This is a genomic window from Variovorax sp. J22P240 (assembly GCF_030316855.1).
In the GTDB taxonomy this organism is placed as follows: Bacteria; Pseudomonadota; Gammaproteobacteria; order Burkholderiales; family Burkholderiaceae_C; genus Variovorax.
Window position 1 is genome coordinate 59,542 of record NZ_JASZYR010000015.1, and the last position, 24,848, is coordinate 84,389.

The window sequence follows — 24,848 nt, forward strand, 5'->3', positions numbered from 1 at the left end:
CCTAGTGGGACTCAGGACAAACCTTCAATTTTAGGCGCCGGTTCCGTGGGCTCTGCGGTGGCGGCCGATGCCGGCGCGCGGTTCCAGCGGCGTCGGGCCCAGTTCGCCAGGTCGTCCATGTAGCAATAAACGACCGGCACCACCACCAGCGTCAGCAGCGACGAGGTGATCACGCCGCCGATCACGGCCTGGCCCATGGGCGCGCGCTGCTCCGACCCCTCGGTGATCGCGAAGGCCAGCGGCACCATGCCGAAGATCATCGCCAGCGTCGTCATGAGGATGGGCCTCAGCCGCACGCGCGCGGCGAGCAGGAGCGCCTCGGCGCGCGGCAGGCCCGGCACCGCGCTGCCGTCGGCCGCCACGCCGGGCTCGCGCGAACGGATGGCGAAATCCACCAGCAGGATGGCGTTCTTGGTGACCAGCCCCATCAGCATCACCACGCCGATGATCGAGAACATCGACAGCGTCGAGCCGAACACCAGCAGCGCCAGCACCACGCCGATCAGCGTCAACGGCAGCGCCGTCATCAGCGCCAGCGGCTGCAGGAAGCTCTTGAACTGGCTGGCCAGGATCATGTAGATGAAGATGATCGCCAGCGCCAACGCGGACACGGCATAGCCGAAGGATTCCTGCATGTTCTTGGTCGAGCCGCTGAACTGCCAGCCATAGCCCGGCGGGAACGCGATGCCCGCCAGCGCCTTGCGGATGTCGGCCGAGACCTCGCCCGCCGAGCGTCCGTCGACGTTGGCGTTGATGCTGACCTCGCGCGCGAGGGCGCGGCGGTTGATCTGGTTGGGGCCGGTGGATTCGCGCACTTCGGCCACCTGCGACAGCCGAACGATGCGGCTCGATCCGTCCGCATTGGCGCCTACGGCCGTGCTGACGAAGGGCAGGCGAGCGAGGTCGGCCGGCGAGTTGCGCACTTCGGGCGCGAGCCGCACGTTGACGTCGTAGGTCTGGTCGTCGGGTGCGCGCCAGTTGCCCACCGTGGTGCCGGCCACCAGGGTGCGCAGGGCCGTCGCGATGGGCGTCACGCCCAGGCCGAGGTCCGAGGCCGCATCGCGCCGAACGACGATGCTCACCGTGGGCTTGTTCGGCTTCTGGCTCGAATCGAGATCGACGAGGCCGGGGATCGGGCGGATCGCCTCCATCACCTTGGAGGTGAGCCGTTCGAGCTCCTTCAGGTCGGGTCCTTGCAGCGAGAACTCGATGGGCTTGTTGCCGCCCACGGAGTCGCGCAGGCCGACGTGCGTGACGGTGATGCCCGGCACCGAACGCAGCCGCTCGCGCAGCACCGTCGACATCTGGTCGACGCTGCGGCCGCGCGCCTTGCGGTCGACCAGTCGCACGTAGATGCTCGCGTAGATCTTGCCCTGCGCATCGCCGGTGTTGATGGTGGTGAGCGTGTAGCGAACCTCCGGCATCTCGCGCAGCACGGCCTCGACCTGTCGGGCCTTGGCTTCGGTGACTTCGAGCGAGGAGCCCACCGGCGTGTAGAAGCTGATGGCCGTTTCGGAATAGTCCGCCTTGGGCACGAACTCCGTGCCGAGCAGCGGCACCATGAAGATGCTCGCGATGAAGATGCCCAGTGCCGCAGCCAGGGTTGCCAGCTTGTGCACCAGCGCCCAGCGCAAGATGGACTGGTAACCCTCGGCCAGACGCTCGGTCGCATTGTCGAACCAGCCGGTCACTCGCCCGATGGTCTTGTCGTAGAAGGTGACGGGCGCCTCGCGTTTGCCATGCTTGTCGATCGCGGGGTCGTGCCAGATGCTGGAGAGCATCGGGTCGAGCGTGAAACTCACGAACATCGAGATCAGCACGGCGGCCACGATCGTGATGCCGAACTCGTGGAAGAACTTGCCGATGATGCCTTCCATGAAACCGATCGGCAGGAACACCGCGACGATCGACAGCGTGGTCGCGAGCACCGCGAGCCCGATCTCCTGCGTGCCGTCGAGCGATGCCTGGTAGGGGCCCTTGCCCATCTGCACGTGGCGCACGATGTTCTCGCGCACCACGATCGCGTCATCGATCAGCAGGCCCACGCACAGCGACAGCGCCATCAGCGTGATCATGTTGATCGTGAAGCCGAACATCGCCATGAACCAGAAGGTGCCGATCAGCGCGATCGGCAAGGTGAGGCCGGTGATGACGGTGGAGCGCCACGAGTTCAGGAACAGGAACACGATCAGCACCGTGAGCAGCGCGCCTTCGATGAGGGTGCGGCGCACGTTCTCGACCGCCACGCGGATCGGCCGCGAGGCGTCGGCGATGGGCTCGAGGCGCACGCCGGGCGGCAGTTGCGGCTTGATCTCGGCGATCGCCTTCGTGAGGCCGTCGACCACCTGGATGGTGTTCTCGTCCTGCGCCTTCTGCACCGACAGCAGCAGCGTGCGCTGGCCGTTATAGAGGGCGAGGCTGTCGAGTTCCTGGGCACCGTCGCTCACCGTCGCGACCTGGTCGACGCGAATCGGCGCTCCGCCCTTGCGCGTGACGATGATCCGGCCGAAGTCCTCGGGCCGTTCCATGCGCGCGTCGATCTGCACCACGCGGTCCTGTTCGAGCGAGCGCACCGAGCCAACCGGCAGCGCCTGGTTTTCGCTGCGCACCGCGTCGACCACTTGGCTCGCGCTCACGCCGAAGGCCTCCATGGCCTGCGGGTTCAGGTAGATGTTGATCTCGCGCTTGGTGCCGCCCACCAGCGTGACGGAGCCGACGCCGCGCACGTTTTCGAGCCGCTTCTTCAGCACCTGGTCGGCCCAGTTGGTGAGTTCGACGGCACTCGGCTGCCTGTCCTTGTCGCCCTCCGGCAGCACGGCAACCGACCAGACCGCACGCGAAGCCGGGTCGAAGCGCAGCACGCGCGGCTCCTTCACTTCGTCGCGAAACAGCGGCCGCACGGCAGCGACCTTCTCGCGCACGTCGTCGGCGGCCTTGCGGCCGTCCACGTAGAGCTGGAATTCGATGATGACGACCGACTGGCCCTCGTAGCTGCGCGAGGTGAGGGCGTTGATGCCGGCGATCGAGTTGACGCCTTCCTCGATCTTCTTGGTCACCTCGCTCTCGACGATCTCGGGCGAGGCGCCGGGGTATTCGGTGATGACCACCACGACCGGGAAGTCGATGTTCGGAAACTGGTCGACCTGCAGCCGCTGGTACGAGAACATGCCGAGCACGACCAGCGCGAGCATCAGCATCGTCGCGAAGACGGGATTCTTGAGACTGACGCGGGTGAACCACATGGCGATGCGTCGCTCAGGGCGCGGTGCGAGCGGCAGGAGCTGCGACCGGCGCCAGGCGCACGACCGTGCCGTCGCGCAGCGGACCGACGGTGCCGGTCACGGCGACCGCGCCCTCATCGAGGCCGCGGACCGCGATCATCGTCTGGCCGTCGACCTGGCCGCGCAGGCCGGTCTCGACCTGGCGGTGGGCGATGCGTCCCTCGATCACCAACTGGACGTAGGGCACGGGCTTGTCGGTGCGCACTGCCGACAAGGGCAGGGCGAGCGTCTCGGTACGGCCCACGTCGATGCTGCCCTGCGCGAACAGGCCTTGGCGGAAGCCCGTGCTGCGGTCCAGCTTCAGATAGACCAGCACGCTGCGGCTGCCCGCCTGGGCGCTCGGATTGACGCGAACCACGGTGGCGCCGACGCTGCGTTCGCCGCTCTTCGGGTCGACCGCGTTGCTGCCTTCGATCTGCAAGGTCGCCCGCTGGCCCACGCGCACCGCCACCGAGTCGGCGGCGGCAACGGTGGCCTCGACCTCGATGCGGCTCAGATCCACGACTTCGATCACCTTGGTATCGATGCCGACGCGCTCGCCCGATTGCGCGAACCGCTGCGACACCTGCCCGGTGATGGGGCTCCTGAGCACCGTGTCGTCGAGCGACTTGCGCGCCATCTCGACCGCGGCCAGTGCGGCGCGGTGGGTCGACAGGGCCGAGTTGAGATTCGACTGCGAGGTCTCCAGCGCGGTCCTGGAGATGAAGCCCTGGTCGACCAGCGCTTTGTTGTTGTCGAAGGTGCGTTGGGCCACCTCGGCCTGCGCGCGGGCGGAATCGGCCTGCTCCTGCGCCTGGCGCACGCGCGACTGGTATTCGATTGGATCGATGCGCGCGATGACCTGTCCGGCGGTGACGTTGTCGCCCTCGCGCACCGTGAGGCCGATCAGTTCGCCCGCGACACGGGCCTTGACCTGCGCCGAGTCCACCGCCTTGAGCGTGCCGGACACCGACAGCGTCTCGGCCAACTCGCGCCGCTTGACTCGCACCACGTCGGCGGATGAAAGCTCCACCACTGTCTCCGCGACCGTGCCGCCGGCCGCGACGGCGGCCTGATGCGCCTTGCGCGCACCCACGGCGCGGAGCACCCCGCCGATGACGAGGATCAGGACCAGGGCCGCGATGACCCACTTCAATGTTCTTTTCATTCAGACGCTCTCGGCGGCACGCAGAGTCCGTGAAGCACGGTCTCCGTCTGGATCGCCAGGTATTTCTCGGGGTCGATTTCCGTTTCGCCATCGACGCAGATGGCTGCCGCATGCTTGATGAGCATTAGGAAGATCATCGGCGCGATGACGGTGTAGATCGCGTGGTCGACGTCGATCGGCGCGAACTCGCCGCGATCGACACCGCGTTGCAGGATGCGCCGCAGCAGTTCATGCCCCGGCCGCACCACCTCGCGCCGATAGAACTCGGCCAGCTCGGGGAAGTTCCGCCCCTCGCTCATCATCAGCTTGGTCAAGCCGGATGCCTTGGTGGAACCGACTCTCTCCCACCACACGCGCATGCAATAGCGCAGCATGTCGGAGGTGCTGCCTTCGTACTCGTCGAATTCCTTGTTCCACTCGGTGAAGCGACCGGCGAGGTTCTCGTTGACCACGGCCTTGAACAGTTCTTCCTTGCTCGGGAAATAGAGGAAGAGGGTGCCCTTGGAGACACCGGCCCGGGCGGCCACTTCTTCGGAGCGGGTCGCGGCGAAGCCCTTTTCGACGAAGAGATCCAGCGCCGCTTCCAGCAACTCGCCCGGACGGGCTTCCTTGCGACGCTCCCGCTTGGTTCGCACGGAGCAAAGCTTGTCGCTGAGGAATCGGGGGGCGGGCATGGCGGTTAATGACTGGCGGGTTAGTAATGTAGTGAGCGGCCGGGATCGCGTCAAGCCGCGACAATGCAAGGTTCGCCCATTTCAATGACGGAGTTCACATGTCGACGCCATCACCGCAAACCGAAACCATCGTGCTGGGCGGCGGCTGCTTCTGGTGCACCGAGGCGGTGTTCGACCGGGTGCAGGGTGTGGTGGATGTCGAATCCGGCTACAGCAACGGACAGGTGATGAATCCGAGCTACGAGCAGGTCTGCACCGGGCGCACGGGGCATGCGGAAGTCGTCAAGGTGGAATTCGACCCGACACAGATCACGCTGCGCGAGATCCTGGAGATCTTCTTCGTCGTGCACGACCCGACCACGCTCAACCGCCAGGGCAACGACGTCGGCACGCAGTACCGCAGCGGCATCTACTACGGCAACGACGAGCAGAAGCGCGTGGTGGAAGAGGTCATCCGCGAGATCGGCGACAGCAAGACCTACCGGTCGCCGATCGTCACGGAGGTCAAGCCGCTCGACAACTACTCGACGGCAGAGGCCTACCACCAGGACTACTTCCTGAACAACCCCAACCAGGGCTATTGCGCCTTCGTGGTCGGGCCCAAGGTCGAGAAGTTCCAGAAGACTTTTGCGGCACGCGTCAAATCCTGAGGGGCCCGAGGCCCGGTATCCTTCCCGCCCATGCGTTTCGCCACAAGCCGTCACAGAACCCGCGCCATCGTGTGCGTGCTGGCGTTCGCCTTGTGGCTCGCGACGACACTCGGCTTCATGCACCGCACGGTGCATGGCCCCCTGACCCCGAGCGCACCAGCTGCGTCCGCGCACGCCGGCGATTCGGTGAAGCCCGCGGGCGCGAGCCATTCGCAAAGCGGTCTCCTTGAGTTGTTCGGTGCTCACACCGACGCCGATTGCCGCCTGTACGACCAGCTTTCCCACGGCTCGGCCGTACTCTGCGTGCCGCCGGTCATCCTGCCGGTCATGCTGCCGGCGGCTACCTTCGCCTGGCTCGAGGGCGAGGCACTCGCCCGATGGGTCGCGCTCTTCGACGCGCGCGGCCCGCCTTCCACTCGCTGAATCCCCTTTGCCTGCCGGCTGCTGCATCCGCCTTGCGGATGGCGGCCGGTCGTCCATCGATTCAACGAGTGTTCCCAGATGCCATTCTTTTTCCGTCGCAGCGCCGTGGGCGTTGCCGTGCTTTCCCTTGTCTCCTGCGCCGCCTGGGCTCAATCCGACGCGGATGCTTCCGCTGCGACGCTGCGTGAGGTCACCGTCACCGGCAATCCGCTCGGCGCCACAGACACGATTTCGCCGACCACTTCGCTGTCCAGGGACGCGTTGCTCCTCAAGTCCCAGTCCACCCTCGGCGAAACGCTGAACGGCGTGCCGGGCGTGAGCAGCACCTACTTCGGTCCGAATGCCAGCCGGCCCACCATCCGCGGCCAGGACGGCGACCGCATTCGCATCCTGCAGAACGGCGGCTCCGCACCCGACGCTTCGGCGCTGAGCTACGACCATGCGGTGCCTGTGGACGTGCTCGTCACCGATCGTCTCGAAGTGCTGCGGGGGCCGTCGGCGCTCCAGTACGGCGGCAGCGCGGTCGGCGGCGTGGTCAACGTGATCGACAACCGCATTCCGACTGAGCCGATCGAAGGCTTCGGCGGCCGGGCCGACGTGGGCTTCGCGACCGGCAATCGCGAAAAGGCTGGCGGCGTGGTGCTCGAAGGCGGCAACAACCGCTATGCCCTGCACGTGGACGCATTCAGCCGCAACTCGGACGACGTCAGGGTGCCGCTCGCCATCCCCTGTGCCAATCCGCAGCGGCCCGGCATCGCCTACAAGCTGTGCAATTCGGCCAACCAGGCGGACGGGGGCGCGCTCGGCGGCACGATGTTCTTCGACAAGGGCTGGCTCGGTGCCTCGGTGAGCACCTACCGCAGCGACTACGGCACCGTGGCCGAAGACGACGTCACCATCCGCATGAACTCCGACCGCTATGCGCTGGAGGGCGAATGGCAGCCGGGTGGTTTCTTCACCAATGTCCACGCCAAGCTGAGCCGCACCGAATACCGCCACACCGAGTACGAAGGGCCGCTGCCCGGAACGGTGTTCACCAACGACAGCAACGCCTTCCGCCTCGAAGCGCGTCACCAGCGCATCGGCAATCTCGATGGCCTCATCGGCTTCACGAGCGACAACGGCCGCTTCTCGGCATCGGGAGAGGAGGCGTTCGCGCCGAACAGCCGGACGCGGTCGAACGCGCTGTTCCTGAACGAAGACCTGGGCACCTCATGGGGCCGCCTGAACTTCGGCGCGCGGACCGAGCAGGTCAAGGTTCAGTCGTTCGGCGATCCCGAGAACCCGGAGCTCACACGATTCTTCGTCGGCGAGCGCAACTTCACGCCGAGCAGTGCGGCCTTCGGCGCGCTGGTCGACCTGACGCCGCAATGGCAGCTCACTTCGAACCTGGCCTACACCGAGCGGGCGCCCAAGGACTACGAACTGTTCGCCAACGGCCCGCACGTCGCGACGGCCGCGTGGGAACTCGGCGATCCGGACCTGAAGAAGGAAAAATCGACCGGCTTCGAACTGGGCGCCCAATGGAAGGACGGACCCAATACCGCCCGGGTCAATGCTTACGTGACGCGCTTCAGCAACTACATCGGCCTCACGGCAACGGGCCGCGAGCGCAGTGCGGATGGCGAAGTCAATCCGCCTCCCGTCGACACACCCGAAGGATTGCTGTTCCCCGAGACCTTCGCCGAATACGTGTATCGGGGCGTGCCCGCACGCTTCACCGGCATCGAGGCCAACGGCAACCTGCGGCTGCTCGGCACCGGCGGCTTCTCGCGCCTGGACGACGCGGCCACGCTGGACCTCGAGTGGCGAGGCGACCTGGTGCGGGCCACCAACACTAACACCAACCTGCCGCTGCCGCGCATCGCGCCAGCACGAGTGGGTGCCACCCTGGCCTACGGCGACGGCCCTTGGACGGCGCGCGTGGGCTTCGACCACTACGCGGCGCAGGACCGGGTGCCGCCCTTCGGCGATATCCCGACCGATGCCTACACGATGTGGAACGCAGCGCTCACCTACAAGATGCGCGTGCAGCGTGCCAACCTCACCTGGTATGCGCGCATCGACAACATCACCGACCAGCTCGCCTACAGCGCGACTTCGATCCTGACAACGACCGTGTACCCCAACGCGCCGTTGCCGGGGCGGTCGCTGAAATTGGGGTTGCGGGCGACCTTTTAGCCGCAAACGTTAAGTATTCCGTCTCCAGAGGGAAAGTACTCTTTTCGCAGGGGATCCAGGGGCGCGACGATGAAGGCAACTTGAATCCGGCGAAACGCAAGGCGTGGAACTGATGGAGATGGCTCATGCGCACTGAGCAGCATATTGATTCGGTGGAGAGCCGGCTCGCGAGGATCCGCGGGATCGTGCAAGGCGTCGGCTTCCGGGAAGCCTGTATTGGTCAGGCGCGTGCACTGGGGGTCACGGGCTGGGTTCGCAACCGCACGGACGGCTCGGTCGAATTGATGGTGCAGGGCTCGCCCGAGCAACTTGCGCAGATGTGCGCCTGGCTGCGCAACGGCGTGCCATCGGCGGTGGTCGACACCCTCGAAGTGAACGCGCTGCGGTCCCCGGTCGATCGCCTCGACCAGTTCGAACGCCTGCCCACGGTGTAGCCAGGGCGCGGCGCGGTCGAGGTGCACGCCCATGTATCCTCGCCGCGGTGAATGCGTCCGTCCTTTCCTCGCTCCTGCCCGTTGTTCTTCTCATCGCCGCGGGCTACCTTGCGGGGCGTCGCGGGTGGGTCGGCGGCAAGGCGGTGAGGGACCTGTCGAACCTGATCTTCCTGCTGCTCGCGCCTGCGCTCCTGTTCCGGGCGATGAGCACGGTGCGCGTCGAGCAACTGAGCCTGCGGCCTGTCGCCGCCTACTTCATCGCGGCGGGCATCATCTTCGCGGGCACGCTGGTTTGGCGGGGCTTCAACCGGACGGCGGCTGTGCTCGCGCTGGCCAACACTTACAGCAACACCGTGATGATCGGCATCGCGCTGATCGGCCTGGCCTACGGGCCCGAAGGCATGGTCGTGCTGCTCACGCTGATCTCGCTGCATTCGCTGGTGCTGCTGACCAGTGCGACGGTGGTCCTCGAATTGGCCGTGGCGCACGAGCACGCGTCGACGAGCGGGGAGGAGCGCCGCTCGATGATTCGCACCGTGGGCCGGGCGCTCTACAACGCGATCATTCACCCGGTGCCGCTGCCGATCATCGCGGGCCTTCTGTTTGCACAGACGGGCATCCAGATGCCCGAGGCCATCGACAAGCCGATCGCGCTGCTCGGCGGCGCCTTCAGCCCGGTGGCGCTGGTCATGGTCGGCATCACGCTCGCGTTGACGCGGGTCGGCGGGCACTGGCAAGGCGCACTGGTGCAGGCGCTGATCAAGAACCTCGTGCATCCGCTGCTGACGGTCGGTATCGGCCTGGCGCTGGGTCTGCGTGGCTTGCCGCTCACGGTCATGGTCGTGGCTGCCGCACTGCCCATGGGCGCGAATGTGTTCCTGTTCTCGCAGCGCTACCGCACGGCGGAAGAACTCGTGACTGCAAGCGTGGTGGTGTCCACCGGGATGGCACTCGTCACGCTGTCGGGCGTGATGGCGCTCGCGAATCGATTCCTGTAGATCCCTGCAGTCAAGGCGCGAGGCGCTCGCGAACCCATGCGCCATCTTCCTGGCGATAGCGAAGGCGGTCGTGCAACCGGCTCTTGCGCCCCTGCCAGAACTCCCAACGGTCGGGCATCAGGCGGAAGCCGCCCCAATGCGGTGGACGCGGCGGTGAGAGCAGATGTCTTGCCGCCTGCACAGCGGCGTTCTTCACCAGCACGTCGCGACCGCTGATCACTTCGCTCTGCGGACTGGCCCAGGCGCCGATGCGCGAGTCGAGCGGGCGGCTCGCGAAGTAGGCATCGCTCTCGGCATCGCTGACTCTTTCGACGCGGCCTTCGATGCGCACCACGCGCTCCAGCTCGACCCAGTGGAACTGGAGCGCGGCCCAGGGATTGCCTGCCAGATCCTGGCCCTTGCGGCTCTGGTAGTTGGTGTACCAGACGATGCCGCGCGCGTCGTAGCCCTTGATCAGCACGATGCGGGTGGAGGGACGCAGGTCGCCGCCGACGGTGGCCAACGTCATTGCGTTGGGTTCGGGCAGTTGCGCGTCGATCGCCTCGGCGAGCCAGCGCTCGAATTGCTGCACCGGGTCGCCCGCGCTGCTGGTTTCGTCAAGCTCGGCGCGCTCGTAGCTCTTGCGGAGGGCGGCCAGCGACTCGTTGGGGGAACTCATCATGGCGCCATTGTTGCGCATGCGAAGCAGGGATACTGCGCGCCATGAGCACTGCGTCCATGTCTTCATCGCCCATCGTCATCGTGCTCGCCTCGGGTCGCGGCGAGCGTTTCACGGCCGCGGGGGGCGTGGGCTACAAGCTGCATGCGCCGCTGGCGGGCTCCACGGTGCTGGCGCACACGCTCGCCGCCGTTCGCGCAAGCGGGCTGCCATGGCATCTGGAGGATGTGGGCCATCCGGGGATGGGTGACTCCATCGCCGCCGCCGTGCGCGCCACGGCCGACGCGGCGGCGTGGCTGATTCTTCCGGCGGACCTGCCCCTGGTGCTGCCGGCCACCTTGCAAGCCGTTGCGCGGGCGCTGTCGGGTCCGGCTCGCGCGGCCCAGCCGCACTACCGCGGCGGACGCGGCCATCCCGTCGGCTTTGCGGCGATCTGCGGGCCGCAGCTGGCAGCGCTGTCCGGCAATCTGGGCGCGGCGCCCATCCTTCGGGCGCTGAGGGATGCGCAGCAAGTGGCCGAGGTCGAAGTCGACGACGTCGGCATCGTGACCGACATCGACACCCCCGAAGAGCTCGCGCGCGCCGAAGCGCTTCTGCTGGATCGCCTCAGCCGCGCGTGATCACCGCGCAAGCGATGCGCGGGCCGGAGTTGCCGGCGGGCTGCGAGGTGAAGTCGTCGCGGTCGCGGTGCACCACCAGCGCGCGGCCGACGACGTTGTTATTGGCGCCTTCAGTCAGCGAGATGGAATGCACGTCGACACTGAAGCGCGCGACGCCGCTCGAATCGGCGACCAGGCTGGGAAGCTCGCCCGCATGGCTGCCCGGCGCGGCGAACTTGCCGTGCGTGCCGCCGCCAGGATTGAAGTGACCGCCCGAGGCATTGCCGTTGTCACCGCAGTCGCCCTTTTCGTGGATGTGGAAGCCGTGTTCGGTACCCGGCGCGAAGCCGCGTAACTCGCCTTCGACGCGCACGCCATGTTCCAGCGGCTTGAAAGTCACCTTGCCCATGGTCGGATTCGGCGACATCGCGCCGGTCGGCGCCAGGTTGGCCATGGCGCCCGCGCCGGTCCCCATGGTGCCGCACGCGGCGAGAACACTGGCCGCGAAAAGGACTGCAACAGGGGCGATGAAGCGACGGGACATGGCTACTCCTCGGGGGTTGATTCGGGTTTGGAAGGGGACGGGGAAGGGTACACCGGAGCATGGAGCGCTGCGCTGTCGGCCTGCGCCGACAACCGCGCTTCCGCGAGCTTCACGAGCCGCGACAGCGCGGCGTCGTGAATGGAGTGACGGCGGAGCTCCAGCAAGGTTTGCTGCGCGTAGTCCAGTGAGGTGCCGTAACGGCCCACCGCGCTCTCGAAAATCCGGCGATAGCGCTCATCGCTCAATTCGCCGGTGAAGTTCGGGCTTCGCCGCGACAGCGTGAAGGCGAGCGCACGCACGGTGGAATGCGGCGTCACGCATTCGAGCCACTTGGGGTCGTAGACGCCGGTGGGCATCTCCCGCAGCCAGAGCCGGCCGAGGGTTTCGAGACCGTCCGCCGCGGGCACGCGGAAGACCATGCCCCGGCAGCTGCCACCCGACAGCAGCCCGAACACGAGCCCCGGATTCTCGACCGTGCCGCGATTGACACGGCTCCACATCTTGAGTGCGCGATGCCAGCCATGGACGCGTGCGGGATGCCGCTCGACAAATCCGAAGTCCGGCCGCCAGATCAGGGAGCCGTAGCCGAAAAGCCAGAGATCCTCGTGCCCACCCCATTCCTCGATCACGCGGTCGAGCATCGGCTTGGGGTCGCGCAGGGGTTGGGGCAGAGGGTCCAGGCCAGGCGGGCCGGGGTCGCCGGAGCGCGAAAGGTCGGCGCCTACAATTTGGCGGTCATGGTTCACCGCACCATTATTTACCGACCACTTGACTACGGAGATCGCCCCATGTCCGCCACCGTTGATGACGAGAGCCAGCAGAACTTCATCCTCGCCTTCCTCCTCGGCCTGATCGCTCTCGTGATCTTCTTCGTGATCGGCATAGTGCTGTATCACAAGAACCACGTGGCGGGCGCGCCAGCCCAACCGGTGGCCGCTGTAGCGGCGCCGACCACCACCATCGCCGTCGTGACGGAAACCGTCACGGTCGTGATTCCCGACGGCGCGAGCATTCGTGTCGTGGGCGGCATCGTGAATTTCTACTTCGCTACCGCGAGCGCCGACTTGGCACCCGGTGCCGCCGAGGCGCTGGCCGCGGTGATCAAGGGCGTCGAGAGCGGCCGCAAGGCGGTGGTATCGGGCTACCACGACACAACCGGCGATGCAGCAGTCAACGAAGAACTCGCCAAGAAGCGCGCCGAAACGGTGCGCGACGTGTTGAACGGACTCGGCGTTCCGGCTGACAAGATCGAATTGCAGAAGCCAGCAGTTGCCACCGGTTCGGGCACCAACGCCGAAGCGCGCCGGGTCGAGGTCAAGCTGGTGGATTGAGCTCGCCCCCAGGCTGCGCGCACTTCGTGTCGCTTCGCCCACCCCCTGCCGGGGGCATTACCAGTGCCCGGCAAAGCCGGTTCCACGGTATTCCTGCAGCGAGAGGCTCGACAAGCCCGAGGGTGAACGCAAAGCCCTCGGGCTTTTTCATTCCGGCTTGATACCATGCACTTCCGAGCCGTTGCCACATGGCGGCTTTCCGGCTGAGCGACCCATCCCATGACTACAAATCCCACAGTCCGCGATGTCACCGAACGCATCCGCGAGCGCAGCCGCTCGTTGCGCAGCGCCTACCTCCAGCGCCTGGCCGAAATCCGCAACCGCGACCGCGGCTCCGACCGCATGGGCTGCGCCAACGTGGCGCACGCGGTGGCGGGCATTCCCGCCAACGACAAATTCAGGGTGGTGAGCGAGCGCGCGCCCAATATCGGCGTCGTCACTGCCTACAACGACATGCTCTCGGCCCACGCGCCGTACCAGGGCTATCCGGACATCGTCAAGCACGAGGCGCGCCGCCTCGGCGCCACTGCTCAGGTGGCCGGCGGCGTCCCGGCCATGTGCGACGGTGTCACGCAGGGCACGCCCGGCATGGAACTGAGCCTCTTCAGCCGCGACGTGATCGCGATGAGCACCGCGGTGGCGCTCACGCACGACATGTTCGACGCCGCCTTGCTGCTTGGCGTGTGCGACAAGATCGTGCCGGGGCTGCTCATTGGCGCGTTGCACTTCGGTCACTTGCCGACCGTCTTCGTGCCCGCCGGGCCGATGCCTTCGGGCCTGTCCAACAGCGCCAAGTCCAAGGTGCGCGAGCAGGCAGCCCAGGGCCTAGTGGGCCGGCAGGGCCTGCTCGATGCCGAGATGCAGGCCTATCACGGGCAGGGCACCTGCACCTTCTATGGCACGGCGAACAGCAACCAGATGCTGCTCGAAGCCATGGGCCTGCATGTGCCGGGCACGGCCTTCATCCAGCCCGGCGATTCGATGCGCGAGGCGCTCACGCGCGAGGCGGTGCGCACCGTGCTGGGCCGCGCCGGCGAAGCTTCCTTTGCGGTGCCGCCGATCGGCGAAATGGTCGACGAGCGCGTCATCGTCAACGCCATGGCCGCGCTGCTCGCGACGGGGGGCTCGACCAATCACCTCATCCACTGGGTCGCCGTGGCGCGCGCCGCGGGCATCCTCATCGACTGGAACGATTTTTCGGAGTTGTCGGAGGTCGTGCCTCTGCTGACGCGGGTCTATCCCAACGGCAGCGCCGACGTCAACGAATTCCAGGCCGCGGGCGGACCGGGTTTCGTGATCGGTGAACTGCTCGACGCGGGCCTGATGCACGCTGACGTGCTTAGCGTGCGCGCGGGCGGCATTCGTGAATTCGCGAACATCCCGACCCTGCAGGGTGCACCGTCCGATGAACACGTACTCAAGTGGCACGCCGCCGCGCCGTCGAAGAACGATGCCGTCGCGCGGCCGGTGTCGGCGCCTTTCAGCGCCAGCGGGGGGCTGAAGCTGCTGAACGGCAATCTCGGCCGCAGCGTGATCAAGGTGTCTTCGGTGCCCGACGACCGGCACGTGATCGAGGCTCCGGCCCGGGTGTTCGAATCGCAGGCTGCTCTGCAGCAGGCCTTCAACGCCGGCGAGCTGGAACGCGACGTCGTCTGCGTGGTGCGCTGGCAGGGGCCGCAGGCCAACGGCATGCCCGAACTGCACAAGCTCACGCCGCCGCTGTCGGTGCTGCAGGGCAAGGGCTTTCGAGTGGCGCTGGTCACCGACGGCCGCATGAGCGGTGCCTCGGGCAAGGTTCCGGCCGCGATCCACGTCTCGCCCGAAGCCGCGGCAGGAGGGCCGTTGGCGAAGGTGCGCGACGGCGACCTGATCCGTCTCGATTCGATCGCCGGCACACTCACCGTGCTGCTGCCGGACGACGAGTGGGCTGCGCGCGAGACCGCGACGCTGCCCGAAGAACTGCGCACCGCCAACGGTCACGGCCTCGGCCGCGACCTGTTTGCCGGCATGCGCCGCAATGCATTGACTGCCGAAGAAGGAGCCTGCACATGGCTGTGAAAGATTCAATCTCCGCGCTCGACGTGATGCGCGACGCCCCGGTCATCCCGGTCATCGTGCTGCACGACGTGAAGGACGCGGTGCCGCTCGCACGCGCTTTGGTCGCCGGTGGCATCCGCATGCTCGAGGTCACGCTGCGCACGCGCGAGGCGCTCGAATGCATCGAAGCCATCGCCAAGGAAGTGCCCGAAGCCGTGGCCGGCGCCGGCACGATCCGCAGCGCGGCCGATGCGCAGGCTTCGGCGCTGGCCGGCGCGAAGTTCGGCGTCAGTCCGGGCTACACGCGCGCCGTCGGCAAGGCATGCCATGACCTCGGCTTGCCGCTGCTGCCGGGCGTCGCGACGGGCAGCGAAATCATGATGGCCCAGGAAGACGGCCTCACCGAACTCAAGTTCTTTCCGGCCGTGCAGGCGGGCGGGCTCGCGATGCTCAAGGCCTGGCAAGGGCCGTTCGGCGACGTGAAGTTCTGCCCCACGGGGGGCGTCCACGCGGGCAACGCGCACGAGTTCCTGGCGCTGTCCAACGTCGCCTGTGTGGGCGGCTCGTGGATCGTGCCGACCGATGCCATCGCCGCCGGCGACTGGGCACGCATCGAGGCGCTCGCGCGAGAGGCGAGCCAGCTCGCGCGATGAGTGAGGTGCTTGACGGCAGCGACCTCAAGGTCATTGCCTTCGACGTCTTCGGCACGGTGGTCGACTGGTATTCCGGCATCGCCGCCGAGGCCGAACGCATCCTGCCCGGCATCGAGGGCGGCGCCTTCGCGCTGGCCTGGCGTGCGGGCTACCAACCCGCGATGAGGAGCGTGATGGAGCGCCTGGCGGCGGGCGAGGGAGGCTTCACGCTGCTCGATGAACTGCACATGGGCATCCTCGAAGGCGTGCTGCGCGACTTCGGCGTGAGTGAGCTGGATTCGGTGCGCAAGCGCGAGCTCAACAAGGCGTGGCACCGTCTGCCGGCCTGGCCCGATGCGGTCGCGGGACTGGCGCGGCTCAAGAGCAGGTACATCATCTGCACGCTGTCGAACGGCAACATCGGTTTGCTGACCGAGATGGCGAAGCGGGCCGGCTTGCCCTGGGATTGCGTGCTCTCGGCGGAAGTGTTCAAGGCCTACAAGCCCGATCCGCGCACCTACCTCGGCGTCGCCGCGGTGTTCGACGTGACGCCGAATCAGGTGATGCTCGCGGCGGCCCATCATGACGACCTTGCGGCGGCGCGCACGTGCGGCCTGCGCACCGGGTACATCGAGCGTCCGAACGAGTTCGGTCCGGCGCGGCCGAAGGATGTTTCGCCGCATTCCGACAACACGCTGCATGCGCGCGACATCGGCGCGCTGGCGGATTTGCTGGGTTGTTGAGCCGGCGCTCGTTCAGCGCAGTCCGCCGCCAGCTGCCCCTTCGGCACGCTGAATCAATTCGATCTTGTACCCATCCGGATCCGTCACGAAGGCGATCACGGTGGTGCCGCCCTTTACCGGCCCGGGCTCGCGCGTGACGTTGCCGCCCGCCGCCTTGATCTTCTCGCAGGCCGCATAGGCATCGGGCACGCCCAGCGCGATGTGGCCGTAGGCCGTGCCCATCTCGTAACTCTCTGTGCCCCAGTTGTAGGTCAGCTCGATCTCTGCCTGCGCCGGGTTGCCTTCGTAGCCGACGAAGGCCAGGCTGTACTTGTATTCGGGGTTTTCGGAGGTGCGCAGCAGTTGCATGCCCAGCACCTGGGTGTAGAAGTCGATCGAGCGCTGGAGATTGCCAACGCGCAGCATGGTGTGAAGAAGTCGCATCTCGTGGGTCGCGAAGAGTTGTCGTTCATCGATTGTCGCGCGTCGGGCGCGGGCTCGCCGCCCAGCGCAGCAGGCGTCCGTTGTGCATGACGCCGATCTGGTCGGCCATGGTGTGCGCTTCGGCTTCATTGTGGGTGACCAGCACCGCGGTCTGCCCGGCGGTCTTGAGGATGTCGCGCACTTCGGCCGTCAGCCGTTCGCGCGTGGCCGCGTCCAGATTCGAAAAGGGTTCGTCGAGCAATAGCAGCGCGGGTTCGGGTGCGAGCGCGCGAGCCAGTGCGACGCGCTGCTGCTGGCCGCCCGAGAGTTCGTGCGGATGGCGCTCGCCGGCGTCGGCCAGTCCGACGAGCGCGAGCATGGCTGCGACGCGCGCCCTTTGTGCCTCGCGTGCCCATCGCTTCAGGCCGAAGGCAACGTTCTGTGCCGCGGTGAGATGCGGGAACAGGGCGTATTCCTGGAACATCATCCCGACCCGGCGCCGCTCGGGCTGCACGTGCGTCGCGACCGAGGACAGCACGCTGTCGCCGAGCCGGATCGTGCCGGCGCGAACCGGCTCGAATCCGGCGATGGCGCGCAGCACGGTGGTCTTGCCGCAGCCGGAAGGGCCGAGCAGGCAGCCGATCGCACCGGCGTCGAGCGAAAGGGAGAAGCTGTCGACGACCGTGAGGTCGCCTCGCGTGCCTTCGTAGGCCAGGCGCACGTCGTCGAGTTGAAGGGTGGCGCTCATCGGGCGGCCTCCGCCTGCACGCTCAGTCCATTGCGTGCGAGCAGCATGACCGGCAACAGTCCGACAACGACGATCGCGAGCGCGGCCATCGCGCCTTCTTCGTACGTGCCGCGCGCGGCTTCCGCGTAGAGCAAGGTTGCGAGCGTGTCGAAATTCGCGGGTCGCAGGAGCAGAGTCGCGGGCAGTTCCTTCATTGCGTCGACGAAGACGAGCAATGAAGCCGCGGCGATGGCCGGCCGCAGCAGCGGCAGGTGCACGCGCCGCAGGGTGCCGCTTGCGGTCTCGCCCAGCAGGCGCGAGGCTTGTTCGAGGGCTGGCGGAATGCGCGCCAGGCCCGCTTCGATGCCACCGACGGGCATGGCCAGAAAGCGGATCGCGCAGGCCACGACGAGCACGATGCCCGCGCTCATCAACGGCAGGCCCGGGTGGCCGATCAGCGACCCCAGTGCGCCATCGAAGGCGAGTGCCGGCGTCAGAAGACCGATCGCAAGCACGGTGCCCGGCAGGGCGTAACCCAGCACTGCGGCACGCGCCTGCCAGCGGGCGCCGTTGCCCATCGAGCCCTGGTTGCGGACCGCCCACGCCACCACGAGGCCGGCAGCGACCGTGACCGCTGTCACGCCTGCTGCCAGCCCGATCGTGTTGCCCAGGCTCGCAACCAATCCCGAAGAGATACCGGTGCCCAGACGCAGCCGCTTGATCGTTTCCCAGACCAGGTAGAGCGCGGGCGCGACGAATCCCAGCAGGACAGGAAGCGCGGCCGCAAAGGTGGCCAGCCACGCTGCCGCGCCGTGCAGGCGACGCGGCCGGATCGCGCGCATGCGCTGCGCCGAACCGAAGCGCTGGTGTCGCCGGCCATTGCGTTCGAGCAGCACCAGCGCCACGACCACGAACAGCATCGCGCAGGCGATCTGTGCCGCGCCGGCCAGATCGGAGCGCGTGATCCACGTCGTGTAGACCGCGACGGTGAGCGTCTGGATGCCGAGGAATTCGGAGGCGCCGATGTCGTTGAGCGTCTCGAGCAACGCGAGGCTCAGGCCCACGGCCAGCGCGGGCCGCGCCAATGGCAACGCGACGCGGAAGAAGGCGGCGGCGCGGGTCGCGCCGAGCGTGCGCGCCGCTTCCATCAGGTGGGCCGGTTGGGTCATGAACATGGCGCGCGCCGTCATGTAGACGTACGGATAGAGGACGAAACCGAGCACGAAGATCGCACCAGGCATCGAGCGCAAGTCGGGCAGGCGGAACTGGCGAGGGCTGTCGAAGCCCAGCGCCCAGCGGATTGCGCCCTGGACCGGGCCGATCGGGTGCAGCAGATCGAGGTAGGCGAAGGCGACGATGTACGTCGGCATCGCCAGCGGAAGCAGCAAGGCCCAGTGCAGCACCTTGCGACCCGGAAAGTCACAGGCCGTGACCAGCCAGGCGCAGCCGGTGCCGATGATGAGAACCAGCGCGCCGACGCCGGCCAGCAACAACGCCGTGTTGAGCGCGGCCTGCGGAAGCACGTGACGGGCGAGATGCGACCAATGCGCCAGGCCCGAACCGACGGCAAGCCATGCGAGGCTCAGCACCGGCGCGAGGACGCCCAGCGCAATGGCAACCGACGCGATCCGCCAGGCGGCGCCGACAGATCGCAGATGCGTCACTGGTCGAACGCGACCTTGTCCACCAGCGCGCTGGCCTGCTTGCGGTATTTGGCGATCTCGGCCACCGGCAGCGGATCGACCTTCAGTTCACCGATGCTGGACGAGATGATCGAATCCAGCGCTACACCTTTGCGAACGGGGTATTCGTAGTTGATCTCGGCATACAGCGCCTGGGCCGGCTCCGACACCAGGAACTCGAGCAGCTTGACCGCATTGGCCCGCTGCGGCGCGTTCTTCGCGACCGCGGCGCCACTGATGTTCACGTGCGTACCGCCGCTTTTCGCGTTGGCGAAAGTCGGCTTGATCACCTTGATCGCGTCGCCCCACTTGCGCGCGTCGGAGCCTTCCTTGGAGCCCTTCATCTGGCCCACGTAGTAGGAATTCGCGAGGCCGACGTCGCAGATGCCACCGAGGATGTCGCGCGCCACGTCGCGGTCGCCGCCCGTGGCCTTGCGGGCCAGATTGGCCTTCACGCCACGCAGCCATTGCTCGGTCTTGGCTTCGCCGTCGTGCGCGATCATCGCGGAGACCAGCGCCGTGTTGTAGGGGTGCTGGCCTGCGCGGATGCAGACCTTGCCTTTGTACTTGGGATTCGCGAGGTCTTCGTAGCGGAACGAGGTCAACGGCATGTTCTTGTCGGCATACAGCACGCGTGCGCGCATCGACAGCGCGTACCACTGGCCGTCGGCGCCGCGCAGGTTGGACGGAACGGCCGCGTCCAGCGCCGCCGATTTCACGGGCTGCGTGACGCCGCCGTCGACGAGGTCCATCAGATTGCCGATGTCGACCGTCATCAGCACGTCGGCGGGCGAACGGGCGCCCTCGGCCTTGACTCTTTCGAGCAGGCCGTCCTTTACGAACACGGTGTTGACCTTGATTCCGCTCTGCGCGCTGAACGCCGAGATCAGCGGTTGGATCAGGCCTGGTTCGCGGGTGGTGTACAGGGTGAGTTCATCAGCCGCGTGAGCGGGCGTGGCCGTAGCCAGCAAGGCGGCGGCAATGCAGCTCAGCGCGCTGACCGCAAGGGCAGGCGCGCGAAGGCGTTGGGTCATGAGATGTCTCCCGGGACAGTGAGATGAGAAGCATCGGCGCGGACTGCTGCCGATGCGAATAATTATCACTGTCGCAGGCGTCGGCCCGCCTTATGCACCTACAGGGCAGGGGGGCCATTGGTCGCGTGTCAGCCTCAGCGGCCCGGCATCTCGAATACCAGGCACGTCGTCGTGGCGTGGGCGTACAAAGTGCCGTCCGCACCAACCAGCCGTGCCTCGGCGGTGGCCAGTTGCCGTCCGCAATGGATGACCTTGCCTTCGGCGCGCACGCGCTGGACCTTGGGGGTGAGGCCCTTCACCAGATTCACGCCCAGCTCGGCCGTGGTGTAGGCGCGGCCGACCGGCATCATGGTGTGGACGGCGCAGCCGAGCGCGGAATCGAGCAGGGTGGCGAACCAGCCACCGTGGATGCCGCCCATTGGATTCAGGTGCTCGGCGCGCGGCGTGCCCTGGAACACCGCCTTTCCGAGGCCGACTTCGATCAGCTGGAAGTGCAGCGTCTTGGCGATGGCCGCATAAGGAATCTCCGCGCGCAGCATCGCCTGCATCATTTCCAGGCCGGTCTTGCCGGCGATCTGTTCGGGGCGGGCGACGCCAGGGCCGGGCCCTGCGTTGAGGCGCTCGTTGATGGCGTCTTCTTCAGCGATCCAGGAGGCCAGTTGATCCGTCGATGTCATTCAATTCCCATAAGAAGTTGCATATGCAATGATTGTAGCTACAATCATCGGCATGGACGCTATCGCAAAGCCGCAAGGCTGTACCAATTTCCGGCTGCGGCGCCTGATGCGCCAGCTTGCCCGCCACTACGACGCGGAGGTCGCCAAGAGCGGGCTCAAGACCACGCAGTACTCGCTGCTGTCGCACGTCCTTCATCTGGGGCCGCTGCGGCCGGTGGATCTGGCGCAGGCCATGGGGATCGAGGCCTCGACGCTGACACGCAACCTCAAGCCCATGGTTGCCGCGGGCTGGCTCACGCAGAGCGACGGCCCCGATGCGCGAAGCCGCCTGATCGCCATCACGGACGAGGGCCGGAAGAAGCGCACGGAGGCGCAGCGCCACTGGCGCACCGCGCAGGAAAAACTCAATGAAATGCTCGGCGTCGAGCGCGTCATCGCATTGCACACGCTCGTCGACGAGAGCATGGAGTTGCTGCAGGCGACGGGTGATGCCACCGGATATGGAGTGTTCGATGAATGACAAGACATCTGCGGGCACGACGCCCCTTGCGCGTTATGCCGTGTGGCTGGTGCTGCTGGCTGCGGCCGGCACCTTCGCGCTGACCATGGGCGTGCGGCAGACGATGGGGCTGTTCCTTTCGTCGCTCAACACGTCGACCGGGCTCGGCATCGGCAGCATCAGCCTGGCATTCGCGTTCGGCCAGTTGTGGTGGGGGCTGACGCAACCCTTCGCCGGTGCGGTGGCTGATCGCATCGGCACGGGCCGCGTGATCTTCATCGGTGTGCTGCTGGTGGCGCTCGGCACCTTCATCACGCCCTTGATGACGTCGACCGCGGGGCTGATCTTCGCCATTGGCGTGCTGGCAGCGGGCGGCGCAGGCATGGCAGGCCCCTCTGTCCTGATGGCCGCGACCACACGCCTCGTGCCGGCAAACAAGCGCGGCCTGGCCACCGGCGTCGTGAACGCGGGTGGCTCCTTCGGCCAGTTCGCCATGGCGCCGATCGCGATCGGCCTGATGGCGTCCGTCGGCTGGGCGAGCGCGATGCAGTGGCTGGCCGTGCTGATCTTGCTGGCACTGCCGGCGGTGTTCGTGCTGAAGGGCAATTCGAACCAGCTGGCGGCGCAGTCCGCGGCGGCCAGCGGCGCGAAGCCGCTCACGGCGCGCCAGGCGATCAGCCAGGCCATCGGCACTCCGAGCTATCGCTACCTGAGCCTCGGATTCCTCGTGTGCGGCTTTCACGTCGCCTTCCTCGCAACCCACCTTCCCGGCGTGGTTGCGGCCTGCGGACTGCCCCCGGAGATCGGTGGCTGGGCGCTGGGGATGATCGGCCTCTTCAACATCGTCGGCAGCCTGCTCATGGGCTGGGCGGTCGGCCGCTGGCGCATGAAGTCGCTGCTGGCGCTGGTGTATGCGACGCGCGGCATCGCGGTGCTGATCTTCCTGCTCGCACCGAAGACGCCGGCCGTCATGTTGATCTTCGCGGCAGTGATGGGTGTGACCTTCCTTTCGACCGTGCCCCCGACGGCGGGCCTGGTCGCCAAGATGTTCGGCCCCGCCAACATGGCCATGCTGTTCGGCATCGTGATGCTGGCGCACCAGATCGGCGGCTTCCTCGGCGCCTTCCTCGGCGGCTACGTGTTCCAGGCGACGGGCAGCTACGACATCGTCTGGTACATCGATATCGCGCTGGCCGCTGGTGCCGCCTTGATCAATCTGCCGATTCGCGAAGCGCGGCCGGCCCTGATGGCCAAGGTGGCGGCGTGAGCGGCGGCGTGGACCCGCGCACGCGGCGCCTGCTCGAAGCGCCGATCGTTCCAACGCTGCTGCGCCTTGCGGCACCCAACGTGCTGGTGATGGTGGCTCAGGCTTCGGTCGGCCTGATCGAAACCTACTTCGTCGGCAAGCTGGGCACCGATGCGCTGGCAGGCATGGCGCTGGTGTTCCCGATCGTCATGCTGATGCAGATGACGTCAGCGGGCGCAATGGGCGGCGGCATCGCATCGTCGATCGCCCGCGCGCTCGGTGCACGCCGCCGCGACGATGCGGACTCGCTGGTGTTCCATGCGATCGCCATCGCCATCGGGTTCGGGCTGCTCTTCATGTTCGCGCTGCTGGTCGGCGGGCGCTGGCTCTATGCGCTCATGGGCGGAACCGGCGCGTCGCTGAATGCCGCGTTGACTTACTCGCACGTGGTGTTTGCGGGCGCTGTGCTGGTGTGGATCTTCAACTCGCTGGCCGCGGTCATTCGAGGCACCGGCAATATGGCCGTGCCGGCGAACGTGACCGTGGCGGGGGTGGTCGTCCTTATTCCGCTGTCTCCACTGCTGATCTTCGGCTGGGGACCGATTCCGGGCCTCGGGATCGCGGGCGGTGCCGTTGCGCTGTTGGTCTACTACCTGGGCGGATCGATCGCGCTGTGGATCTACCTTCGGTCCGAGCGCAGCCTGCTGAAGCCGTCCTGGGCCAAGGCGCGCTTTCGCTGGCCGCTGTTCAGCGACATCCTGCGCATCGGCCTCGTCGGCTCCGTGTCTACGGTCGCGACCAATCTGTCGATCGGCATTGCGACGGCCTTGTCGGGCCACTTCGGCCCGGGCGCGATCGCGGGCTACGGCACGGCGTCGCGGCTCGAATACCTGCTCGTCCCGCTGGTGTTCGGCTTGGGCGCGCCCCTGGTCGCGATGGTCGGCACCTGCATCGGCGCGGGGCAGCGGGAGCGCGCCTTGCGTGCGACGTGGGCCGGTGCCGCCATCGCCTTCGCGCTCTCGGGGACGATCGGTCTCGTGGCGGCGCTGTTTCCGCGACCCTGGCTGATGTTGTTCGGCAGCGATCCGGCGATGCTCGAAGCGGGTTCGCAGTATCTGCGGGCGGTGGGGCCGTTCTATGGCTTCTTCGGGCTCGGACTGGTGCTGTATTTCGCGTCGCAGGGCGCAGGCCGACTGCTGTGGCCGGTGATGGGCAACATCGCCCGCCTGATCGTCGCCGGGGTCGGCGGCTGGCTCGCCTTGCGTTGGGGTGGCGAGCTCGTGCATGTGTTCTTTGCGCAAGGTGTGGCGCTGGTGGTGTATGGCGTCGTCATCGCTTCGGCCATCGCTGGCGGCGCGTGGTTCGGACGAGTGGGCTGGCCGCGCACGACGGCCAGCTTGCTGCGTCGTTTTCAACCCTCCTGATTTCTCCAGACATCCGAAAGGTCACCATGAAAGTTAAAGACTCCGTCGTATTCATCACCGGTGCCAACCGTGGCTTGGGCCTCGCCTTTGCAAAGGCCGCGGTCGCGGCCGGCGCAAGGAAGGTCTACGCGGCAGCGCGCGATCCGAAGAGCATCACGCTGGCCGGGGTGCATCCCATTGCGCTGGACGTGACGCAGCCCGAACAGGCGGAGGCAGCAGCCCGCGAGTGTGGCGACGTGACGCTGTTGATCAACAACGCGGGCATCTCGCGTGGCGTGAATCTGCTCGACACGCCGGATGCCTTCGATCTGGCGCGGGCGGAGTTGGAAACCAACTTCTTCGGGCCGTGGGCCGTCAGCCGGGCCTTTGCGCCTGTGTTGAAGGCGAACGGCGGCGGCGCGATCGTGAATGTGCTGTCGATCCTGAGCTGGCTCAGTCTGCCGGGCGCTGCAAGCTACAGCGCATCGAAATCGGCGGCATGGTCGTTGAGCAACGGCTTGCGCAATGCGTTGCGCGAACAGGGCACGCAGGTCCTCAGCTTGCACGTTGCGTTCATGGACACCGACATGACGAGCAAGGTGCCCGGTCCCAAGGCCTCGCCGGATGACGTGGTGGCCCAGACGCTTGCGGCGCTGGAAGCAGGGCAGTTCGAAGTGTTGGCCGATGCATTGACGCGGCAGGTGAAACAGGGACTTTCGGCTGACACGCCGCCTTACGCGGCCAACTAAAGCGCATGGTTGTGAGCCTTTTCGGGGGTTTCCACGGAGAGGGCCTGCGTCGAGCTTGTTTACAAATCGGAACACTTTTTCCGGGCGTTCTCTGCGC

At 66.9% G+C, this 24,848-nt stretch carries 25 protein-coding genes; 14 read left to right on the top strand and 11 right to left on the bottom strand.

The window, feature by feature from the left end:
- Nucleotides 1–11 precede the first annotated feature (11 nt).
- The 3 genes from QTI24_RS25735 to QTI24_RS25745 are packed head-to-tail and all read right to left on the bottom strand — an operon-like array spanning nt 12 to nt 5,102.
- Nucleotides 12–3,242, bottom strand: coding sequence for an efflux RND transporter permease subunit (locus tag QTI24_RS25735; RefSeq protein WP_286604238.1), 3,231 nt, complete (start codon nt 3,240–3,242; stop codon nt 12–14).
- 13 nt (nt 3,243–3,255) lie between these two features.
- The gene (locus QTI24_RS25740; protein ID WP_286604239.1) at nt 3,256–4,428 is read right to left on the bottom strand and encodes an efflux RND transporter periplasmic adaptor subunit; all 1,173 of its coding nucleotides are present in this window, start codon (nt 4,426–4,428) and stop codon (nt 3,256–3,258) included.
- Nucleotides 4,425–5,102: a TetR/AcrR family transcriptional regulator gene (locus QTI24_RS25745; protein WP_286604240.1), complete on the bottom strand. Its 678-nt coding sequence runs from the start codon at nt 5,100–5,102 to the stop codon at nt 4,425–4,427. Before QTI24_RS25745 ends, QTI24_RS25740 begins: the two co-directional genes overlap by 4 nt.
- Nucleotides 5,103–5,200: 98 nt before the next feature.
- Here QTI24_RS25745 and msrA point away from each other — a divergent pair, with 98 nt between their 5' ends.
- From msrA to QTI24_RS25770, 5 genes are all read left to right on the top strand, one after another.
- Nucleotides 5,201–5,752 (top strand): peptide-methionine (S)-S-oxide reductase MsrA, encoded by a 552-nt coding sequence (gene msrA / locus QTI24_RS25750; protein ID WP_286604241.1) that lies wholly within the window; start codon nt 5,201–5,203, stop codon nt 5,750–5,752.
- Between the two features lie 30 nt (nt 5,753–5,782).
- Complete coding sequence (locus QTI24_RS25755) at nt 5,783–6,175, top strand: hypothetical protein (protein WP_286604242.1); 393 nt, start codon at nt 5,783–5,785, stop codon at nt 6,173–6,175.
- Between the two features lie 78 nt (nt 6,176–6,253).
- A complete protein-coding gene (locus QTI24_RS25760) occupies nt 6,254–8,356 on the top strand; it encodes a TonB-dependent receptor (protein WP_286604244.1) in 2,103 nt (700 codons plus the stop codon).
- 125 nt (nt 8,357–8,481) lie between these two features.
- The gene (locus QTI24_RS25765; protein ID WP_286604245.1) at nt 8,482–8,790 is read left to right on the top strand and encodes an acylphosphatase; all 309 of its coding nucleotides are present in this window, start codon (nt 8,482–8,484) and stop codon (nt 8,788–8,790) included.
- A 47-nt stretch (nt 8,791–8,837) separates the two neighbouring features.
- A complete protein-coding gene (locus QTI24_RS25770) occupies nt 8,838–9,788 on the top strand; it encodes an AEC family transporter (RefSeq protein ID WP_286604246.1) in 951 nt (316 codons plus the stop codon).
- A gap of 10 nt (nt 9,789–9,798) precedes the next feature.
- Here the strand turns inward: QTI24_RS25770 and pdxH are convergent, their stop codons facing one another.
- Nucleotides 9,799–10,467, bottom strand: coding sequence for a pyridoxamine 5'-phosphate oxidase (gene pdxH, locus QTI24_RS25775; protein WP_286604247.1), 669 nt, complete (start codon nt 10,465–10,467; stop codon nt 9,799–9,801).
- Between the two features lie 23 nt (nt 10,468–10,490).
- On the opposite strand from pdxH, the gene QTI24_RS25780 reads away from it, so the two are divergent.
- Nucleotides 10,491–11,066, top strand: a complete 576-nt coding sequence (locus QTI24_RS25780) for a nucleotidyltransferase family protein (RefSeq protein ID WP_286604248.1) — start codon at nt 10,491–10,493, stop codon at nt 11,064–11,066.
- On the opposite strand, the gene QTI24_RS25785 is transcribed toward QTI24_RS25780, so the two are convergent.
- Nucleotides 11,053–11,589 (bottom strand): superoxide dismutase family protein, encoded by a 537-nt coding sequence (locus QTI24_RS25785; protein ID WP_286604250.1) that lies wholly within the window; start codon nt 11,587–11,589, stop codon nt 11,053–11,055. The genes QTI24_RS25780 and QTI24_RS25785 overlap by 14 nt on opposite strands.
- Before the next feature lie 2 nt (nt 11,590–11,591).
- Complete coding sequence (locus QTI24_RS25790) at nt 11,592–12,230, bottom strand: gamma-glutamylcyclotransferase (protein ID WP_286604251.1); 639 nt, start codon at nt 12,228–12,230, stop codon at nt 11,592–11,594.
- Between the two features lie 147 nt (nt 12,231–12,377).
- Here QTI24_RS25790 and QTI24_RS25795 point away from each other — a divergent pair, with 147 nt between their 5' ends.
- The 4 genes from QTI24_RS25795 to QTI24_RS25810 all read left to right on the top strand — a co-directional run bounded on the left by QTI24_RS25795 (nt 12,378) and on the right by QTI24_RS25810 (nt 16,332).
- Complete coding sequence (locus QTI24_RS25795) at nt 12,378–12,920, top strand: OmpA family protein (protein ID WP_286604252.1); 543 nt, start codon at nt 12,378–12,380, stop codon at nt 12,918–12,920.
- Nucleotides 12,921–13,139: 219 nt separating this feature from the next.
- Nucleotides 13,140–14,978 (top strand): phosphogluconate dehydratase, encoded by a 1,839-nt coding sequence (gene edd, locus QTI24_RS25800; RefSeq protein ID WP_286604253.1) that lies wholly within the window; start codon nt 13,140–13,142, stop codon nt 14,976–14,978.
- Nucleotides 14,969–15,610: a bifunctional 4-hydroxy-2-oxoglutarate aldolase/2-dehydro-3-deoxy-phosphogluconate aldolase gene (gene eda, locus QTI24_RS25805; protein ID WP_286604254.1), complete on the top strand. Its 642-nt coding sequence runs from the start codon at nt 14,969–14,971 to the stop codon at nt 15,608–15,610. Before edd ends, eda begins: the two co-directional genes overlap by 10 nt.
- Nucleotides 15,607–16,332, top strand: coding sequence for a haloacid dehalogenase type II (locus tag QTI24_RS25810; RefSeq protein WP_286604255.1), 726 nt, complete (start codon nt 15,607–15,609; stop codon nt 16,330–16,332). The genes eda and QTI24_RS25810 overlap by 4 nt, the downstream gene beginning before the upstream one ends.
- A 12-nt stretch (nt 16,333–16,344) precedes the next feature.
- On the opposite strand, the gene gloA is transcribed toward QTI24_RS25810, so the two are convergent.
- From gloA to QTI24_RS25835, 5 genes are all read right to left on the bottom strand, one after another.
- A complete protein-coding gene (gene gloA / locus QTI24_RS25815) occupies nt 16,345–16,755 on the bottom strand; it encodes a lactoylglutathione lyase (RefSeq protein ID WP_286604256.1) in 411 nt (136 codons plus the stop codon).
- Between the two features lie 25 nt (nt 16,756–16,780).
- Nucleotides 16,781–17,482 (bottom strand): ABC transporter ATP-binding protein, encoded by a 702-nt coding sequence (locus QTI24_RS25820; protein WP_286604258.1) that lies wholly within the window; start codon nt 17,480–17,482, stop codon nt 16,781–16,783.
- Nucleotides 17,479–19,125: an ABC transporter permease gene (locus tag QTI24_RS25825; protein WP_503011311.1), complete on the bottom strand. Its 1,647-nt coding sequence runs from the start codon at nt 19,123–19,125 to the stop codon at nt 17,479–17,481. Before QTI24_RS25825 ends, QTI24_RS25820 begins: the two co-directional genes overlap by 4 nt.
- Nucleotides 19,122–20,177 (bottom strand): Fe(3+) ABC transporter substrate-binding protein, encoded by a 1,056-nt coding sequence (locus tag QTI24_RS25830; protein ID WP_286604259.1) that lies wholly within the window; start codon nt 20,175–20,177, stop codon nt 19,122–19,124. Before QTI24_RS25830 ends, QTI24_RS25825 begins: the two co-directional genes overlap by 4 nt.
- Before the next feature lie 134 nt (nt 20,178–20,311).
- Nucleotides 20,312–20,854, bottom strand: coding sequence for a PaaI family thioesterase (locus tag QTI24_RS25835; protein WP_286604260.1), 543 nt, complete (start codon nt 20,852–20,854; stop codon nt 20,312–20,314).
- Between the two features lie 52 nt (nt 20,855–20,906).
- Here QTI24_RS25835 and QTI24_RS25840 point away from each other — a divergent pair, with 52 nt between their 5' ends.
- Genes QTI24_RS25840 through QTI24_RS25855 form a run of 4 tightly spaced genes read left to right on the top strand, consistent with a single transcriptional unit; the run spans nt 20,907 to nt 24,751 of the window.
- Complete coding sequence (locus tag QTI24_RS25840) at nt 20,907–21,374, top strand: MarR family winged helix-turn-helix transcriptional regulator (RefSeq protein WP_286604262.1); 468 nt, start codon at nt 20,907–20,909, stop codon at nt 21,372–21,374.
- The gene (locus QTI24_RS25845; RefSeq protein ID WP_286604263.1) at nt 21,367–22,620 is read left to right on the top strand and encodes an MFS transporter; all 1,254 of its coding nucleotides are present in this window, start codon (nt 21,367–21,369) and stop codon (nt 22,618–22,620) included. The genes QTI24_RS25840 and QTI24_RS25845 overlap by 8 nt, the downstream gene beginning before the upstream one ends.
- Complete coding sequence (locus tag QTI24_RS25850) at nt 22,617–24,023, top strand: MATE family efflux transporter (RefSeq protein ID WP_286604264.1); 1,407 nt, start codon at nt 22,617–22,619, stop codon at nt 24,021–24,023. The genes QTI24_RS25845 and QTI24_RS25850 overlap by 4 nt, the downstream gene beginning before the upstream one ends.
- A 26-nt stretch (nt 24,024–24,049) precedes the next feature.
- Nucleotides 24,050–24,751, top strand: a complete 702-nt coding sequence (locus tag QTI24_RS25855; protein WP_286604265.1) for an SDR family oxidoreductase — start codon at nt 24,050–24,052, stop codon at nt 24,749–24,751.
- Nucleotides 24,752–24,848: the final 97 nt, after the last annotated feature.

What these genes read in the sequence shown, in the direction of transcription:
- QTI24_RS25760 (WP_286604244.1), top strand. Translation starts at nt 6,254, where the DNA reads ATGCCATTCTTTTTCCGTCGCAGCGCCGTGGGCGTTGCCGTGCTTTCC.
- msrA (WP_286604241.1), top strand. Translation starts at nt 5,201, where the DNA reads ATGTCGACGCCATCACCGCAAACCGAAACCATCGTGCTGGGCGGCGGC.
- QTI24_RS25820 (WP_286604258.1), bottom strand. Translation starts at nt 17,482, where the DNA reads ATGAGCGCCACCCTTCAACTCGACGACGTGCGCCTGGCCTACGAAGGC.
- QTI24_RS25740 (WP_286604239.1), bottom strand. Translation starts at nt 4,428, where the DNA reads ATGAAAAGAACATTGAAGTGGGTCATCGCGGCCCTGGTCCTGATCCTC.
- QTI24_RS25765 (WP_286604245.1), top strand. Translation starts at nt 8,482, where the DNA reads ATGCGCACTGAGCAGCATATTGATTCGGTGGAGAGCCGGCTCGCGAGG.
- QTI24_RS25790 (WP_286604251.1), bottom strand. Translation starts at nt 12,230, where the DNA reads ATGCTCGACCGCGTGATCGAGGAATGGGGTGGGCACGAGGATCTCTGG.
- QTI24_RS25855 (WP_286604265.1), top strand. Translation starts at nt 24,050, where the DNA reads ATGAAAGTTAAAGACTCCGTCGTATTCATCACCGGTGCCAACCGTGGC.
- edd (WP_286604253.1), top strand. Translation starts at nt 13,140, where the DNA reads ATGACTACAAATCCCACAGTCCGCGATGTCACCGAACGCATCCGCGAG.
- QTI24_RS25810 (WP_286604255.1), top strand. Translation starts at nt 15,607, where the DNA reads ATGAGTGAGGTGCTTGACGGCAGCGACCTCAAGGTCATTGCCTTCGAC.
- QTI24_RS25780 (WP_286604248.1), top strand. Translation starts at nt 10,491, where the DNA reads ATGAGCACTGCGTCCATGTCTTCATCGCCCATCGTCATCGTGCTCGCC.
- QTI24_RS25755 (WP_286604242.1), top strand. Translation starts at nt 5,783, where the DNA reads ATGCGTTTCGCCACAAGCCGTCACAGAACCCGCGCCATCGTGTGCGTG.
- QTI24_RS25795 (WP_286604252.1), top strand. Translation starts at nt 12,378, where the DNA reads ATGTCCGCCACCGTTGATGACGAGAGCCAGCAGAACTTCATCCTCGCC.
- gloA (WP_286604256.1), bottom strand. Translation starts at nt 16,755, where the DNA reads ATGCGACTTCTTCACACCATGCTGCGCGTTGGCAATCTCCAGCGCTCG.
- QTI24_RS25830 (WP_286604259.1), bottom strand. Translation starts at nt 20,177, where the DNA reads ATGACCCAACGCCTTCGCGCGCCTGCCCTTGCGGTCAGCGCGCTGAGC.
- eda (WP_286604254.1), top strand. Translation starts at nt 14,969, where the DNA reads ATGGCTGTGAAAGATTCAATCTCCGCGCTCGACGTGATGCGCGACGCC.
- QTI24_RS25745 (WP_286604240.1), bottom strand. Translation starts at nt 5,102, where the DNA reads ATGCCCGCCCCCCGATTCCTCAGCGACAAGCTTTGCTCCGTGCGAACC.
- pdxH (WP_286604247.1), bottom strand. Translation starts at nt 10,467, where the DNA reads ATGCGCAACAATGGCGCCATGATGAGTTCCCCCAACGAGTCGCTGGCC.
- QTI24_RS25840 (WP_286604262.1), top strand. Translation starts at nt 20,907, where the DNA reads ATGGACGCTATCGCAAAGCCGCAAGGCTGTACCAATTTCCGGCTGCGG.
- QTI24_RS25845 (WP_286604263.1), top strand. Translation starts at nt 21,367, where the DNA reads ATGAATGACAAGACATCTGCGGGCACGACGCCCCTTGCGCGTTATGCC.
- QTI24_RS25735 (WP_286604238.1), bottom strand. Translation starts at nt 3,242, where the DNA reads ATGTGGTTCACCCGCGTCAGTCTCAAGAATCCCGTCTTCGCGACGATG.
- QTI24_RS25785 (WP_286604250.1), bottom strand. Translation starts at nt 11,589, where the DNA reads ATGTCCCGTCGCTTCATCGCCCCTGTTGCAGTCCTTTTCGCGGCCAGT.
- QTI24_RS25835 (WP_286604260.1), bottom strand. Translation starts at nt 20,854, where the DNA reads ATGACATCGACGGATCAACTGGCCTCCTGGATCGCTGAAGAAGACGCC.